A 14,006-nucleotide genomic window follows, 5' to 3' on the forward strand; every position below is an offset into this window, starting at 1 on the left:
TCACACCTCCCGGCCGGCGGCGGCGGTCGAACCCTTCGACGACGGCGCGGAGGTGAAGCCCCGCTCCGCGGCGTAGCGCTCGAGCAGCTTGCGCAGATTACGTCGACCGCGGTGCAGCCGCGACATCACCGTGCCGATCGGCGTGCCCATGATGTCGGCGACCTCCTTGTAGGAGAAGCCCTCGACGTCGGTCAGGTAGACCGCCAGCCGGAACTCCTCCGGCAACTGCTGGAGGGCCTCCTTGACGTCGCTGTCCGGCAGCCGGTCCAGCGCCTCGGTCTCGGCCGAGCGCAGACCGCTGGAGGTGTGCGACTCGGCCTCGGCGAGCTGCCAGTCGGTGATCTCCTCGGTGGGCGCCTGGATGGGCTGGCGCTGCCGCTTGCGGTAGGAGTTGATGTAGGTGTTGGTCAGGATGCGGTACAGCCAGGCCTTCAGGTTGGTGCCCTGTTCGAACTGGTGGAAGGCCGCGTACGCCTTCAGGTACGTCTCCTGGACCAGGTCCTCGGCATCCGCCGGGTTGCGGGTCATCCGCAGCCCGGCAGCGTAGAGCTGATCGACGAAGGGCATCGCGTCCCGCTCGAAGCGGGCCCTGCGCTCGTCCGTCTTCTCGGTGGTCAACCGCACATCCCCTCGCGTCGGATGCTTTCCCGCCGAGGATACGCGTACGGACCTGCCCGCAGATTCAGTTCCGGCGGGTGTGCCCGTGCTCACCGCTGCCGCCCCGCCCACCGTCGCGGGCCATGCCGGGGCGTCGAGCAGCTGCCTGAGCTGCCGCGCCTCCCGTTCGTCCCGTTCCCGGCTCCGTGTCTCGGTCGGCACCGGCCACCCCTCTCACCAGATGTCGTCTCCGGTGGTGGTAACGCCCGGTCCGGGGCCGGACATTCCGCCGGCCGCCCCCGTTCCTGGTCCCGGCCTCGGCGGAGACCGACGCTGGACGCCTCGGCGGAGACCGACGCTGGGACCAGGAAGGGCCTGGGAGGGACGGTGCGGTCGCCCGAACCGGGCGGCCGACACCATCCGATGCAACGACGATTCACCGCGACCGGAAACGGTCCCACCCATGGGCGAGATCACACTCGGCGCATCGACGCCCCCGGCCGGTCGCGGCCGGCGCGACGGCCCCCCGGGCACCGGCCGGCCGTCAGGCCGTGGCCCACCCGCGACCGCGCAGCCATCCGAGCACCGCGTCGGCCACGCCGGCCGGGTCGCCCCGCAGGTCGTGCCGCTCACCGGGGCGGAGCACCACCTCCACCGGGCCCTGCGCGGCGGGTACGCCGAACGGGTCCCGGTCGCCGTTGACCACGAGGGTGGGCAGCCCGGTGGACAGCTCCGCCGCCCGTGAGCGCTCGGGCCGCCCGGGCGGATGCAGCGGGAACGCCAGCGCCACCACCCCGGCGGCGCCCACGGCCGTCGCGCTGCGGCAGGCCACCCGCGCGCCGCTGGACCGCCCGCCCACCAGCAGGGGTACGCCGGGGAACCGCCCGCGCAGCACGGACAGCACCGCCGTCCACGCCTCGTCGAGGTGTCCCGCCGGAGCCGGCGCGCGCCGGCCGGCCACCCGGTACGGCTGGGTCACCCGCGCGACCGCCACCCCGGCCCCGACCACGGCGTCCCGGACGGCCACCAGGTCCGGGGCGTCGACGTCGCCGCCCGCGCCGTGCCCGAGCACCAGCAGGGCGACGGGCGCGCCGGCCGGCAGGTCGGTCTGCACCCGGGCGGGTCCGCGTGGGGTGTCGAGTTCCTCGTGGTGCGGCATCCGACCATTCTGCGGCCCTGGGCCGCCCCGGCCCGGCCGGAACCCGCACCGCCCGCGTCAGCCCCGACGGCCCGGCCGGACCGGGCGGGCGCTCAACTCAGCGGGACCAGGGTGAGCAGGCGGTCGCGCACCGGCGGGCCGGCGTCGTCGGCCGCGTCCGGATCCGGTTGGACCTCGCTGCGCCAGGCGACCAGCATGGCCCGCCGCTCGCGGGGCGTGGTGCCGCCCCACACCCCGTGGCAGTCACCCACCTCCAGCGCCCAGGCCAGGCAGGATCCCTGCACGTCGCAACTGCGGCAGAGCGCCACGGCGGCGTCGGCCGGTTCGTTGGGCGCCGGAAAGAAGGTCTCCGGGTCCACGCTCTGGCAGGTTCCTCTGGTCCGCCAGGCTTCGTCCTGTCGCCGTTCCCGCAGTGCCCGCAGCAGTCGCGGATCTCGTCGTGCGGCGGCCACCTCGTGCGGTCGGGGCATACGCGCCCGGGTCATCACACCCACCTCCCCCGTGGGACCGGCAAGATCGACGGGCGTCGTTCGCACCGCGCGAAGACGCTCCCAGTGCCGGCGCTCGGTTCTATCGCACCCACGGAGGCGTGGACAAGGGGCTGTGCACAAAGATGGCTGAAGATCCGACCGACGTTTCGCCCGGAACTCTGGCAATTGGTACGCGACAATGTCGCGTGAACGACATTCAGAACAGGGTGATTTCCTCCCCCGACCGCTCATCCTCGGGCAGCGGCACCCGTTCGATCAGTCCGGGCCCGTCGTTGCGGACGTCGCCCACCGCCCGCCCGACCGGTCGGATCTCCAACCCGGCGAGCCACTGCGCCGGGGGTGGGACGAGCAGCGCCGCCGGGTCGTCGGCCGGGGCGAGCCAGTCGTCCCAGCGCTCCCGGGGCAGCAGCAGCGGCATCCGGTCGTGCACCTCGGCCAACTCGCCCACGGCGGCGGTGGTGAGCACGCTGAAGGTGAGCAGCGACTCCCAGCGCGACCAGATGCCGGCGAAGGCCAGCACCGAGCCGTCCCGCGGGGTCATGTAGTAGGGCTGCTTGCCACCGTCGGGGCGGCGGACCCACTCGTACCAGCCGTCGGCGGGGACGAGGCAGCGTCGGCGGGCGAACGGGTCGGCGTACGCCCGGCTGGTGGCGACCGTCTCGACCCGTGCGTTGATCATGCGGGCGGCCCCGGCCGCCGAGCGGGACCAGTGCGGCACCAGCCCCCACCGGCCCACCGACAGCACCCGCCCGGCGTCGGCGTCGACCCGGACCAGGGGCACCGGATCGGTCGGGGCGACGTTGTGGTCCGGCCCGAGCCGGCCGCCGGTGTCGTCGTACGACTCGAACAGGGCGCTCAGGTCGCCCGCGCTCCGGGTCGTCGCGTACCTCCCGCACATGGCGCACACGCTAACGCCCCGCGCGCCGGTCGGCTGTCCCGCCAACCGGGAGTGGCGTCGCCGCCGGAGTCCCAGGCGCCGACGGACTTGGCAGAATGTCACCGTGGGGAATCTGACCGCGACCCGGCCGCCGCAGCCGTGGACCGCACCGACCGCCAGCGACCCGGTGTCGGCGACGCTGCGCCTGCCCGGCTCCAAGTCGATGACCGCCCGGGCGCTGGTGCTCAGCGCGCTGGCCACCGGCCCGTCCACCCTGCACGGGCCGCTGCGCGCGCGGGACACCGAACTCATGGCGGGCGGGCTGCGCGCCATGGGCGCCCACGTGTCGGTCTCCGACGACGAGCGCTGGCTGCTCCGGCCGCACCCGCTGGTCGGTCCGGCCCACGTCGACGTCGGGCTCGCCGGCACGGTGATGCGCTTCGGGCCGCCGGTGGCCGGCCTGGCCGAGGGGCGGGTCACCTTCGACGGCGACCCACAGGCCCGGGTCCGCCCGCTGGGCCCGCTGATCGGCGCGCTGCGCACCCTCGGCGTACGCCTCGACGCCCCGGCGACCGGCAGCCTGCCGCTGGTGGTGCAGGGCACCGGCCGGGTCACCGGCGGCGAGGTGGTGATCGACGCCTCGGCCTCCAGCCAGCTCGTCTCCGGGCTGCTGCTCGCCGGGGCCCGGTTCGACCGGGGCGTGGTGGTCCGCCACGAGGGCCCGCCGGTCCCCTCCGCCCCGCACCTGCGGATGACCGTGCAGATGCTGCGCGCGGCCGGGGCGGCGGTCGACGACAGCACGCCGGACGTCTGGGTGGTCGAGCCCGGCCCGCTGACCGGCCGGGGCTGGGAGATCGAGCCGGACCTCTCCGGCGCGGTGCCGTTCTTCGCCGCCGCGCTGGTCACCGGCGGTGAGGTGACCCTGCAGGGCTGGCCGCGCAGCAGCGCCCAGCCGGTCGAGCAGCTCCGCTCGCTGCTCCAGCGGATGGGTGGCGAGGTCACCCTGGGCACCGCCGGGCTGACCGTCCGGGGCACCGGCACGGTGCACGGCCTGTCGGCCGACCTCTCCGACGTCAGCGAGCTGACCCCGGCGCTGACCGCGCTGGCCATGCTGGCCGACTCCCCCTCCCGGTTCACCGGCATCGCGCACATCCGCGGTCACGAGACCGACCGGATCGCCGCGCTGGCCCGCGAGTTCACCGCGCTCGGCGCGGACCTCACCGAGAGCGACGACGGCCTGGAGATCCGGCCCCGCCCGCTGCGCGGCGGGACCTTCCGCACGTACGCCGACCACCGGATGGCGCACGCCGCGGCGGTCGCCGGGCTCGCCGTCCCCGGCATCGAGGTGGACGACGTGACGTGCACCTCGAAGACCATGCCCGAGTTCCCGGCACTATGGTCGGCGATGGTGACCGGCAAGAGCTGAGGCGGAGACAGGAGGCGGTCCTGGCGACCAGACGGCGGGAGTACGACGAGGACGACGTACGGGTCCGGCCCGGGAAGTCCTCGCGTCCACGCACCCGGACCCGGCCCCGGCACGCCGACGCGGTCGACGGCTTCGTGATCGCCGTCGACCGGGGCCGCTACACCTGCGTGCTGTCCGAGGCGGCTCCGGACGCCCCCGTCGTCACCGCGATGCGGGCACGGGAGCTGGGCCGCAAGTCGGTGGTGGTGGGCGACCGGGTGGGCCTGGTCGGGGACACCTCCGGGGCGGCCGGGGCGCTGGCCCGGATCGTCCGGATCGCCGAGCGCCGCTCGGTGCTGCGGCGTACCGCCGACGACGACGAGACCACCGCCGAGGGGCGGCTGGAACGGGTCGTGGTCGCCAACGCCGACCAGTTGGTGATCGTCAGCGCGCTGGCCGACCCGCCGCCGCGCACCGGGTTCATCGACCGCTGCCTGGTGGCCGCGTACGACGCCGACATCGAGCCGCTGCTCTGCCTGACCAAGGCGGACCTGGCCGGGCCGGACCAGGTCGTCGGCTACTACGCCGAGCTGGAGCTGCCGTACGTGCTGATCCGGCCGGACTCCGACCTCGACGCGCTGCGGTCGCTGCTCGCCGGCCGGGTCTCGGTCATGGTGGGCCACTCCGGGGTGGGCAAGTCGACGCTTGTCAACCGGCTGGTGCCGGACGCGGCCCGGGCGGTCGGCACGGTCAGCGCGATCGGCCGGGGCCGGCACACCTCCACCAGCGCGGTGGCCCTGCCGCTGCCCGCCGCCCCGGGGGTCGCGCCGGGTGCGGTCGCGGGCTGGATCGTCGACACCCCGGGGGTACGCAGCTTCGGGCTGGCCCACGTCTCGGCGGAGAGCCTGCTGCACGGCTTCCCCGACCTGGTCGAGGCCACCGTCGACTGCCCGCCGAACTGCCCGCACACGCCGGACGAGGCCGACTGCGCGCTGGACTCCTGGGTGGCCGCCGGGAAGGCCGACCCGCGCCGGCTGGCGTCGTACCGTCGGCTGCTGGCCTCCCGGTCGGGCGAGGGTGACGCGCGGGAGCCGGAGCGCAACCCGGGCGATCCGCTCGCCGGGTCGTGACCGGTCCGCGCGACCCGGCCGGCGGGTCCGGCGCGGGCCGCCGCTACCGTTTCCTCCCATGACCGGGTACGCCGACGACATCGCCCTCGCCCACCGGCTCGCGGACGCCGCCGACGCCATCTCGGCGGCCCGGTTCCGCGCGCTCGACCTGCGGGTGGAGGCCAAGCCGGACCTGACCCCCGTCTCGGACGCGGACACCGCGGTCGAGCGGGCGATCCGCGCGCTGCTGGCCGAGCACCGCCCCGGCGACGGCCTGCTCGGCGAGGAGTACGGCGAGCAGCCCGCCACCGGGCCGGACGGCCGGCGCTGGGTGGTCGACCCGATCGACGGGACCAAGAACTTCGTCCGGGGCGTGCCGGTCTGGGCGACCCTGATCGCGCTGCTGGAGGGCGACCGGCCGGTGGTCGGACTGGTCTCCGCCCCGGCCCTGGGCCGGCGCTGGTGGGGCGTGGCCGGCGAGGGCGCGTACGCCGGCCCGGACGCCGCCTCCGGCGCCCCGATCCGGGTCTCCGCGGTGCGGGACCTCGCCGACGCCAGCTTCTGCTACTCGTCGCTGACCGGCTGGGAGGAGGCGGGCCGGCTGGACGCCGTGCTCCAGCTCATGCGCGACACCTGGCGCAGCCGGGCGTACGGCGACTTCTACGGTTACATGCTGCTCGCCGAGGGCGCACTGGACGTCATGGTGGAACCGGAGTTGTCGCTCTGGGACGTCGCCGCGCTGGTCCCGATCGTCACCGGCGCCGGGGGTGTGATGACCACCCTCGACGGCCGTCCCTCGCCTGGTGGGAGCAGCTCCGACGAGGTCAGCGCGATCGCCACGAACGGTCACCTGCACCCGGACGTCCTCGCCCGGCTGGCTCGGCCGACCGCGCGCTGACCCCGGGGCACCCTCTATCCTCGCCAGGTGGTGTCCTCCGGTTGGTGCTTCCTCGCGGCCATGATCGTCGCGTACGGCTTCGCCAACATGCTGCAGTCGGTGGCCGCGGCACGGACGACGGTGCACCACACCTTCGATCCGGGGCTGCTGCTGCGGCTGGCCGGGCACCGCACCTACCTGATCGGGCTGATCTGCCAGGTGACCGGGTTCGTGCTGGCCTTCCTGGCCCGTCGGGACCTGCCGCTGTTCCTGGTGCAGGCGAGCGTCGCCGCCGGTCTCGGGGTCACCGCCGTGCTGGGGGTGGTGGTGCTGAAGTGGCGGCTGCCGGCCGCCGAGGTGGCGCTGCTGGTGCTCCTCTTCGGCGGGATCACCGCGCTGGTGCTCTCCGCCCAGCCGGCCCCGTCCAAGGGGCTCGGCACCGCCGGCCTGATCGCCCTGACCGCCGCGCTCGGCGGCATCGCCGTGCTCGGCTTCTTCGCGGTACGCCTGCACGGCTCACCGGGCTCGGTGGCGCTCGGTTCGCTGGCCGGGCTGGCCTTCTCCGCCGCGGCGGTCGCCGCCCGGCCGCTGGCGTCGGCGGCCTCGCCCGAGGCGTTCGTCCGGGACCCGCTGCTCTACCTGCTGATCGCGCACTCGATCGTGGGGCAGCTGCTGCTCGGGCTGGCGATGCAGCGCGGCTCCACCACCGCCGCCGTCGCCGCGATGGACGCCGCCGGCGCGGTGCCGGCCGCGATCATCGGCCTGCTGCTGCTCAACGACAAGATCTGGCCGGGGCGGGAGTGGCTGGCCGCCGTCGGCTTCCTGGTCACCCTGGCCGCGGTGATCGGTCTGACCCGGTACGCCGAGCCGCAGCACCATCACGCCGTGGCCGGGGAGCGGGAACGGGCGATGGTCGGCGCGGCCCCGGGACGGCCGCTGCCGCCCCGCTGAGCGTCGCTCAGGCCTCGACCGGCTTGCGCTTGCCCACCACCCGTTCGTAGAGGCGTTCCAGGGCGCTGGCGGTGCGTTCCCAGGTGTAGCTGCACCGGACCCGGTCCACCGCCGCGTGCCCGTACGCGAACCGCCCCGCGTTGTCGGCGAGCAGCCGGCGCAGCGTCACCCCGAGGGTCCGCACGTCGCCCGGCGGCACCAGCCGGCCGGTCACCTCGTCGACCACCGCGTCGGCGATGCCGCCCATCGCGTAGCCGACCACCGGCACGCCGCAGGCCATCGCCTCCAGCGACACCCGCCCGGCCGACGAGTAGTGCGCGGTGCAGGCCACCACGTCGGCGGAGCGGTACCAGGTCGGCATCTGGTCGTGCGGGACCGCGCCGACCAGGGTGACCTGGTCGCCCACCCCGGTCCGTTCGGCCAGCTCGCGCAGCCGGCGGGCCTCGGCGTGGGTGGCGAGCTGTTCGGGCGGGGGCCCGCCCGCGATGACCAGCTCGGCGTCGCCGACCAGCCGCATCGCCCGGATCAGGTCCTCCTGGCCGTGCCCGGGGGACAGCCCGCCGACGGAGAGGATCCGGGCCCGCTGGTCGCGGGGGGCGGCTTCGCCGTCGGGGTGGAACCGGGTGACGTCGACGCCGGCCGGCACCATCGCCACCGAGGTGCGTTGCAGGCCCATCCGGGTCAGCTCGTCGACCTCGTCGTTGCACTGGGCGACGGCGATGTCCACCGCCCGGGTCAGGGCCCGCTCCAGCGGGATCCGCTCGCCGGGGCCGTCGTAGCCCTGGCCGAGGTGGCGCAGCTGCTCGACGCCGAGGGAGTGGAAGGTCTGCACGACCGGGATGTCGGTCTCGCGTACCGCGTGGGCGGCGGCCAGGCCGCCGATCCAGTAGTGCCCGTGCACCACGTCCGGGGTCCACTCCCCGGCCCAGCGGTCGGCCAGCCAGCGGCCGAACTCCGCCACGTACGGGACGAGTTCGGCGGTGGGGGTGGGTCGGGGCGGCCCCACCGGCACCCGTTCCACGCGGTAGCCGTCCAGCTCGACGCTGTCCGGCAGGTCCGCATCGGCGCGGCGCTCGTAGACCCGTACGTCGTGGCCGCGCCCGGCCAGCTCGGCGGCGACCCGGGCGATGTGCTCGTGGGTGCCGACGGCGGGGCCGTCCGCATGCCGGGTGGAGCCGGCGTGCGCGAAGACGAGGCCGACGCGCATGGTGCACCTCCATGCGTACTGCGAGGGATGGTCCTCCGGTCAGAGGGTCCCATTAACCCGGGCCCGACGAGCCGAAACCTGGCAGATCGGGACCAGTCAACGCGAGTGGGACGCCCCGAGCCGAGCACCGGCCAACCACCACCCCGCCACCGACCCGATGCCGTTACGCCACCGCCCCTGCCACCCACCGACCGGCCCCGCCGGGCACCCCCGACCCCCTGATCCCTTTACGCCACCCTCCCGCCCCCTCCCCCTACCCCCCTCCCGCCCCTGACCAAGTCGGTGATCAAGAAGTTTGCGTCCGGACGGCTCGGCGGGGATGCGCAAACCTCTTGATCACGGGCCTCGTCGGGCGGGCAGGCCACGGGGACGGGTGCGGGCCGGGTGGGTGGGGATGGTGGGGGTGGGGCGGGTGGGCCGGCGTGGGGGTGGAAGGGGCCGGGATCGACGGGGTGCGGGCCGCATGAGCCGGGCCGGTCGGGGGTACCGACGGGGAATGCCGCTGACCCGCACTCTCGCCGACGCCACGGTGGTGATCACCGGCGCCTCCAGCGGAATCGGCACCGCCACGGCCTATGCGCTCGCCCGCCGGGGCGCCGACGTCGTGCTCGCCGCCCGCACCGAGACCGCCCTCGAGGAGGTCGCCCGACGCTGCCGCGAGCTGGGCGGCCGGGCGCTGGTCGTCCCCACGGACGTCACCGACCCGGTGGCGGTGGAGGAGCTGGCCGTCCGCGCGGTGGACGAGTTCGGCCGGATCGACGCCTGGATCAACAACGCCGCGGTCAGCGCCGTCGGGCTCTTCGACGAGATCCCGGTGGCCGAGTTCCGCCGGGTGGTCGAGGTGAACCTGCTCGGCACCACGTACGGCATCCGGGCCGCGCTGCCCTGGCTGAGCGCGTCCGGCGGCGGGGTGCTGGTCAACAACGCCTCGGTGCTCGCCGAGGTGGCGATGCCCTACCAGTCCGCGTACAACGCCACCAAGCACGGCATCCGCGGGTTGTCCGACACCGTCCGGCAGGAGCTGCGGGTGACCGGGCGGGGCAACATCTCGATCTGCACGGTGCTGCCGGCGACCATCGACACGCCGTTCTTCCGGCACGCCGGCAACCACACCGGCCGGGAGCTGGTCCCGCCGCCACCGGTCTACCCGCCGGAGGTGGTGGCCGAGACGATCGTCCGGCTGCTGCGCCGCCCCCGCCGCGAGGCGTACGCGGGCGGCGCGGCGCGGCTGGCCGGGCTCCAGTGGCGGCTCGCGCCGGCGCTGGCCGAGCGGGTGCTGGGCTGGTACGTGCACCGCACCCAGTTCGGCCCGGCGCGCGCCGTGGAGAGCAGCGGGAACGTCTTCCGCCCGGACGCCGAGGCGGTCCGCGACGGCGGCTGGGACGGCCGGCGACGGCAGCTGCTCCGGATGACCACCGCGTTCGGGCTGGCCGCCGCCGGCACCGCCGTCGGCACGGTGGCCGCGATGGCCCGGCGATCCCGGTCGGGCCGACGGTGAGCCGCCCGGACCGGCCGGGTGCGCGTCCGGCCGTCGGCGTGCACAATGGGACGATCATGCCAACGGACGCGCGTTGCCTGGTGGAGTCGGACGAGTCGTCCGCGGTCGTGCGGTTGAGCGGCCTGCTGGAGCCGACCGCCGTCGGCCGGGTGCGCGACGCCCTCCTCGCCCGGCTCAGCACCCGGCCCGGTCCGATCGTCGTGGACGTGACCCGGCTCCGGGCGACGGGCGACACGGCCGTCCGGCTGCTCGCCGAGCTGCGCCGTACGGTCGCCGACTGGCCCGCCACCGACCTGTTCGTGCTCGACCCGACCGGGGCGGCCACCGGGGCCTCCGGTGACCTGCCGGTCTGCGCCAGCCTCGACGAGGCCACCGCCGCGCTGGCCCGTACCCCGATGGCGGCCCTGCTCACCGTTGACCTCTCCCCGACCGTGGGGGCGGCCCGGCGGGCCCGGGAGCTGGTGTCCGACGGCTGCGCCCGGTGGGGCGTTCCCGAGCTGGCCGAGCCGGCGACCATCGCGGTGACCGAGATGGTCAACAACGTGGTGGCGCACGCGGGCACCCCGATGACGGTCCTGGTCGCCCCCCGGGACAGCGCCCTGCACGTCGCGGTCCGCGACCACTCGCGGCGGCAGCCCGCGTACGCCGGGTTGGCCCCGCTCACCTCGACCGGGGGGCGCGGTCTGCTGCTGATCGACACGGTGGCCCGCCGGTGGGGCAGCACTCCCGTACCGGACGGCAAGGTCGTCTGGTGCGTCCTGTACGCGGAGGACGAAGCCCGGTACCGAGGCTGACTTCTCCCCTTTCATCCCGATTGCGGGTGCCGGGGCCGGTTACCCGGAGGGCGGCAGTGGGTACGGATCAGCCATGCGCGACGACGAGTACCCGACCCCCGTGTCCGACCCCGAGGCGGAGGGCCTGCCCGACACCGCCGACGACGACTCGACCGCCAACGACGACGTCCTCACCGGTCGCGAGGCGGACGGCCCCGAGCCGGCCCAGCTGCCCGGTGACCGGACGCCGGTCGCGGTGGACCGGTTCGGGACCACCGCCGACGAGCAGCTCGACGGGGAGTCGCTGGACTACAAGCTCCAGCGGGAGCAGTACGAGCGCGCCCCCGACGACCCGTTGGCCGGCCCGGTCGACCCGGACATCGCCGCCGAGGCGGACAGCGACGAGGCCGCCGCCCAGGCCCAGCTCGACGCCGACGTGATCGACCCCGGTCCCACCTCCGACCCGCACTCCCCGGTCTCCGTCTACGACCACGGTCAGCTCGGCACCGTCGCCGACCACCAGGTCGGCCGGCTGGTCGAGCCGGACGAGGGGGCGCACACCGACCAGGAGACCGACAACATCGCCTACGACGCGGGCGCGGCCGGTGGTGGGGCGAGCGCGGAGGAGCTGGCGATCCACGAGACCCGGCCGCCCGAGTCGCGCTGAGCCGTCAGCCGTCCAGGCCGCGCTCGATCGCGTAGCGGGTCAGCTCCACCCGGTTGTGCAGCTGGAGCTTGCCCAGCGTGTTCTGGACGTGGTTCTGCACCGTGCGGTGCGACAGGCCCAGCCGCTCGGCGATCTGCTTGTACGACAGCCCCTTGGCCACCAGACGCAGCACCTCGGTCTCCCGATCGGTGAGCCGGGGTGCCGCGTCGTGCCGGCCGTCGGCCACCGACTGCCCGGGTGTGGCGGCGAGCCGGCGGTACTCGCCGAGGACCAGTCCGGCCAGGCCGGGCGTGAAGACCGGCTCCCCCGCGGCGGTGCGGCGCACCGCGTCGAGGAACTCCGCCGGGGCGGCGGACTTCAGCAGGTAGCCGGTGGCGCCGGCCTTCACCGCGTCCAGCACGCTCTGCTGCTCGCCGCTGGCGGAGAGCATCAGCACCCGCACCTCGGGCAGCGCCGCGCGCAGCCCGTGGATCACCTCCACCCCGGAGATGTCGGGCAGTTGGAGGTCGAGCACCACGACGTCCGGCCGGGCCGCCGCCGCGACCCGGACCGCCTGCCGTCCCTCGCCGCTGGTGGCGACCACCTGGTGGCCGGCCTCGGTGAGGTCCCGGGCCACCCCCTCCCGCCACATCGGGTGGTCGTCGACGACCATCACCCGGACCATGCTCATCCGCCCTTCCTGGGTACGACCATCTCGATCTCGGTGCCCTCGCCCGGGGCGGAGACGATCCGCACCGTACCGCCGAGGTCGGTGATCCGGCCCCGGACGGACTGGGCCAGTCCGAGGCGGCCCTGCCGGGCGGCCTCGACGAGCCGCCCCTCGGGAATGCCGGGGCCGGCGTCGCGCACCGAGACGGTCACCGTCGCCCCCTCGTCCTCCACCAGCACCCAGGCGCGGCCGTCGGCGTGCCGCTCGACGTTGTCCAGCGCCGCCGCGGTCGCCGCCGCCACCTCCCGGGCCACCGGGGCCGGCAGCGGGACCGGGGTCGCCGGGACGGAGACCGAGACGGTCGCCGAGGCGTACCCGCCGAGCAGGGCGCACAGGTCCGCCGTGCCGACCGGCCGGTCGGTGGCGGGCGCCGGGGCGGTCCCGGCGATCAACGCCCGCAGCGCCGCCTCCTGCTCGCCGGCGAGCCGCGCCAGTTCGCCGGCCTCCCCGTCGAGGTGCGCCCCGCGCCGCTGCACCAGCGCCAGCACCTGGAGCACCGAGTCGTGGATGCCCCGGGCCAGCCGCTCCCGTTCCCGGGTCGCGGCCTCCAGCTCCACCGCGCGCTGCAACCGTTCCTCGGCGGTCACCGCCAGCCGGGCCACGTGCCCGACGACCACCCCGGCGAGCAGCAGCAGGATCAGCCCGGTGATCGAGGGGGTGCCGAACCCGCGGGCGGCCAGGTCCGCCACGCCGAGCAGCAGCGCGGCCACCGCCCCGCGCCGCCGGCCGCCGGAGATCGCCCAGGCCAGCACCGGCGCGCCCTCCCAGACCACGGCCAGGGTCGGGGTGCCGGTGGCCAGCGCCGCCCGGCCGACCACCCACGGGGTCACCGCGAGGACGGCCAGCGCCACCGTCACGTCGGCCAGCAGCAGCGGCCAACCCCGGTTCGCCGGGCGCGCGTAGCCGACCGTGGCCGCCACGGACCAGGCCAGCATGGCCAGCAGGACGGCGCCGGCGGCCACCGGGTGCGCGAACCGGTCGGCGTCGCGCAGCACCAGCACGCAGACGTACGCCAGCGAGGCGAAACGGAAGACGGCGAGGGACCGCCAGAGCGGGTCCTCGAATCCCCCCGGCGGTGTCGGCATGGGCGACACGATGCCACAGTCGTCCCCGCCGACCGGCGGGCCGGCCGTCGCGCGGGGGCGAACCCTGACGTACGGTGGAAATGTCGCGAAAATCTCCGAGACCCGCGGTCGGGACAGGGCCATGACGAACGCAGATCCCCCCACACCGCGTACGGTTGTGCCCATCGAACCTTCCCTCCTCATCGCCGAGGCCTTCGACCAGGCGCAGGTGACCGAGCTACGGCACTCGGTCACCTCCTGCGCGCACGCCGCGGGGCTCGACGGGCAGCGCCTCGACGACTTCGTGCTGGCGGTCAACGAGTTGATCACCAACGCGGTCCGGCACGGCGGCGGCCAGGGCTCGCTGCGGCTGTGGCGGCGCTCCGGCGAGCTGGTCTGCGAGGTCGCCGACCACGGGCGCGGCATCAGCGCGCAGCGGCTGGGCGACCGGTCCCGGCCGGCGGCGGAGACCGCGGGCGGGTGGGGTCTCTGGCTGGCCCGCGAGCTGAGCGACACGATGGAGGTCGAGACCAGCACGGCCGGCACCACGGTACGGATCAGCAGCGCCGTGACGGCCGACCGGCGTGCCAGGGCGGAGTGACCGCCCCGGCACACCGACGGG

The 14,006-nt window shown here is 75.3% G+C and carries 14 protein-coding genes and 1 pseudogene; 8 read left to right on the forward strand and 7 right to left on the reverse strand.

Features of this window, described 5'->3' with window-relative positions:
* The 4 genes from GA0070614_RS11185 to GA0070614_RS11200 all read right to left on the reverse strand — a co-directional run bounded on the left by GA0070614_RS11185 (position 1) and on the right by GA0070614_RS11200 (position 3,145).
* Positions 1-819, reverse strand: a complete 819-nt coding sequence (locus tag GA0070614_RS11185) for a sigma-70 family RNA polymerase sigma factor (RefSeq protein WP_088975891.1) — start codon at positions 817-819, stop codon at positions 1-3.
* Between the two features lie 322 nt (positions 820-1,141).
* On the reverse strand, positions 1,142-1,756 hold the full coding sequence (locus tag GA0070614_RS11190) for an alpha/beta hydrolase family protein (protein ID WP_088975892.1): 615 nt from the start codon (positions 1,754-1,756) through the stop codon (positions 1,142-1,144).
* A 92-nt stretch (positions 1,757-1,848) separates the two neighbouring features.
* Positions 1,849-2,241: a WhiB family transcriptional regulator gene (locus tag GA0070614_RS11195; RefSeq protein WP_088979381.1), complete on the reverse strand. Its 393-nt coding sequence runs from the start codon at positions 2,239-2,241 to the stop codon at positions 1,849-1,851.
* A gap of 202 nt (positions 2,242-2,443) precedes the next feature.
* Entirely contained in the window at positions 2,444-3,145 is a 702-nt protein-coding gene (locus tag GA0070614_RS11200; protein WP_088975893.1) for an SOS response-associated peptidase, read from the reverse strand.
* Positions 3,146-3,248: 103 nt separating this feature from the next.
* Between GA0070614_RS11200 and aroA the strand changes: the two genes are divergently transcribed.
* The 4 genes and pseudogenes from aroA to GA0070614_RS11220 all read left to right on the forward strand — a co-directional run bounded on the left by aroA (position 3,249) and on the right by GA0070614_RS11220 (position 7,516).
* Positions 3,249-4,550, forward strand: a complete 1,302-nt coding sequence (aroA, locus tag GA0070614_RS11205) for a 3-phosphoshikimate 1-carboxyvinyltransferase (RefSeq protein ID WP_088975894.1) — start codon at positions 3,249-3,251, stop codon at positions 4,548-4,550.
* Positions 4,520-5,659 (forward strand): ribosome small subunit-dependent GTPase A, encoded by a 1,140-nt coding sequence (rsgA, locus tag GA0070614_RS11210; protein WP_172892415.1) that lies wholly within the window; start codon positions 4,520-4,522, stop codon positions 5,657-5,659. The genes aroA and rsgA overlap by 31 nt, the downstream gene beginning before the upstream one ends.
* Positions 5,660-5,717: 58 nt before the next feature.
* Entirely contained in the window at positions 5,718-6,536 is an 819-nt protein-coding gene (gene hisN, locus GA0070614_RS11215) for a histidinol-phosphatase (protein WP_088975895.1), read from the forward strand.
* Between the two features lie 60 nt (positions 6,537-6,596).
* A pseudogene (locus tag GA0070614_RS11220) lies at positions 6,597-7,516 on the forward strand (hypothetical protein).
* Here GA0070614_RS11220 and GA0070614_RS11225 read toward each other — a convergent pair.
* Positions 7,474-8,673, reverse strand: a complete 1,200-nt coding sequence (locus tag GA0070614_RS11225; protein ID WP_088975897.1) for a glycosyltransferase — start codon at positions 8,671-8,673, stop codon at positions 7,474-7,476. The pseudogene GA0070614_RS11220 and the gene GA0070614_RS11225 sit on opposite strands and share 43 nt — an antisense overlap.
* 496 nt (positions 8,674-9,169) lie before the next feature.
* Between GA0070614_RS11225 and GA0070614_RS11230 the strand changes: the two genes are divergently transcribed.
* From GA0070614_RS11230 to GA0070614_RS11240, 3 genes are all read left to right on the forward strand, one after another.
* Positions 9,170-10,171, forward strand: coding sequence for an SDR family oxidoreductase (locus tag GA0070614_RS11230; RefSeq protein ID WP_088975898.1), 1,002 nt, complete (start codon positions 9,170-9,172; stop codon positions 10,169-10,171).
* Positions 10,172-10,227: 56 nt separating this feature from the next.
* Positions 10,228-10,965 (forward strand): ATP-binding protein, encoded by a 738-nt coding sequence (locus GA0070614_RS11235; protein ID WP_088979383.1) that lies wholly within the window; start codon positions 10,228-10,230, stop codon positions 10,963-10,965.
* Between the two features lie 73 nt (positions 10,966-11,038).
* Positions 11,039-11,611 carry a DUF5709 domain-containing protein gene (locus tag GA0070614_RS11240; protein WP_088975899.1) on the forward strand — a complete coding sequence of 191 codons (573 nt, stop codon included), beginning with the start codon at positions 11,039-11,041 and terminating at the stop codon, positions 11,609-11,611.
* Positions 11,612-11,615: 4 nt separating this feature from the next.
* Here the strand turns inward: GA0070614_RS11240 and GA0070614_RS11245 are convergent, their stop codons facing one another.
* Both GA0070614_RS11245 and macS read right to left on the reverse strand, forming a co-directional pair.
* A complete protein-coding gene (locus tag GA0070614_RS11245; RefSeq protein ID WP_088975900.1) occupies positions 11,616-12,281 on the reverse strand; it encodes a response regulator in 666 nt (221 codons plus the stop codon).
* On the reverse strand, positions 12,278-13,405 hold the full coding sequence (gene macS / locus GA0070614_RS11250) for a MacS family sensor histidine kinase (protein ID WP_088975901.1): 1,128 nt from the start codon (positions 13,403-13,405) through the stop codon (positions 12,278-12,280). Before macS ends, GA0070614_RS11245 begins: the two co-directional genes overlap by 4 nt.
* Before the next feature lie 121 nt (positions 13,406-13,526).
* On the opposite strand from macS, the gene GA0070614_RS11255 reads away from it, so the two are divergent.
* The gene (locus tag GA0070614_RS11255) at positions 13,527-13,985 is read left to right on the forward strand and encodes an ATP-binding protein (RefSeq protein ID WP_088975902.1); all 459 of its coding nucleotides are present in this window, start codon (positions 13,527-13,529) and stop codon (positions 13,983-13,985) included.
* The last annotated feature ends 21 nt before the right edge of the window (positions 13,986-14,006 follow it).

The sequence above is a fragment of the Micromonospora coxensis genome (assembly GCF_900090295.1).
Lineage (GTDB): Bacteria > Actinomycetota > Actinomycetes > Mycobacteriales > Micromonosporaceae > Micromonospora > Micromonospora coxensis.

Coding starts and splice junctions, on each gene's coding strand:
- rsgA (WP_172892415.1), top strand. CDS start 4,520: ATGGTCGGCGATGGTGACCGGCAAGAGCTGAGGCGGAGACAGGAGGCG.
- GA0070614_RS11245 (WP_088975900.1), bottom strand. CDS start 12,281: ATGAGCATGGTCCGGGTGATGGTCGTCGACGACCACCCGATGTGGCGG.
- GA0070614_RS11240 (WP_088975899.1), top strand. CDS start 11,039: ATGCGCGACGACGAGTACCCGACCCCCGTGTCCGACCCCGAGGCGGAG.
- GA0070614_RS11190 (WP_088975892.1), bottom strand. CDS start 1,756: ATGCCGCACCACGAGGAACTCGACACCCCACGCGGACCCGCCCGGGTG.
- GA0070614_RS11200 (WP_088975893.1), bottom strand. CDS start 3,145: ATGTGCGGGAGGTACGCGACGACCCGGAGCGCGGGCGACCTGAGCGCC.
- GA0070614_RS11235 (WP_088979383.1), top strand. CDS start 10,228: ATGCCAACGGACGCGCGTTGCCTGGTGGAGTCGGACGAGTCGTCCGCG.
- GA0070614_RS11230 (WP_088975898.1), top strand. CDS start 9,170: ATGCCGCTGACCCGCACTCTCGCCGACGCCACGGTGGTGATCACCGGC.
- GA0070614_RS11225 (WP_088975897.1), bottom strand. CDS start 8,673: ATGCGCGTCGGCCTCGTCTTCGCGCACGCCGGCTCCACCCGGCATGCG.
- GA0070614_RS11255 (WP_088975902.1), top strand. CDS start 13,527: ATGACGAACGCAGATCCCCCCACACCGCGTACGGTTGTGCCCATCGAA.
- hisN (WP_088975895.1), top strand. CDS start 5,718: ATGACCGGGTACGCCGACGACATCGCCCTCGCCCACCGGCTCGCGGAC.
- GA0070614_RS11195 (WP_088979381.1), bottom strand. CDS start 2,241: ATGACCCGGGCGCGTATGCCCCGACCGCACGAGGTGGCCGCCGCACGA.
- macS (WP_088975901.1), bottom strand. CDS start 13,405: ATGCCGACACCGCCGGGGGGATTCGAGGACCCGCTCTGGCGGTCCCTC.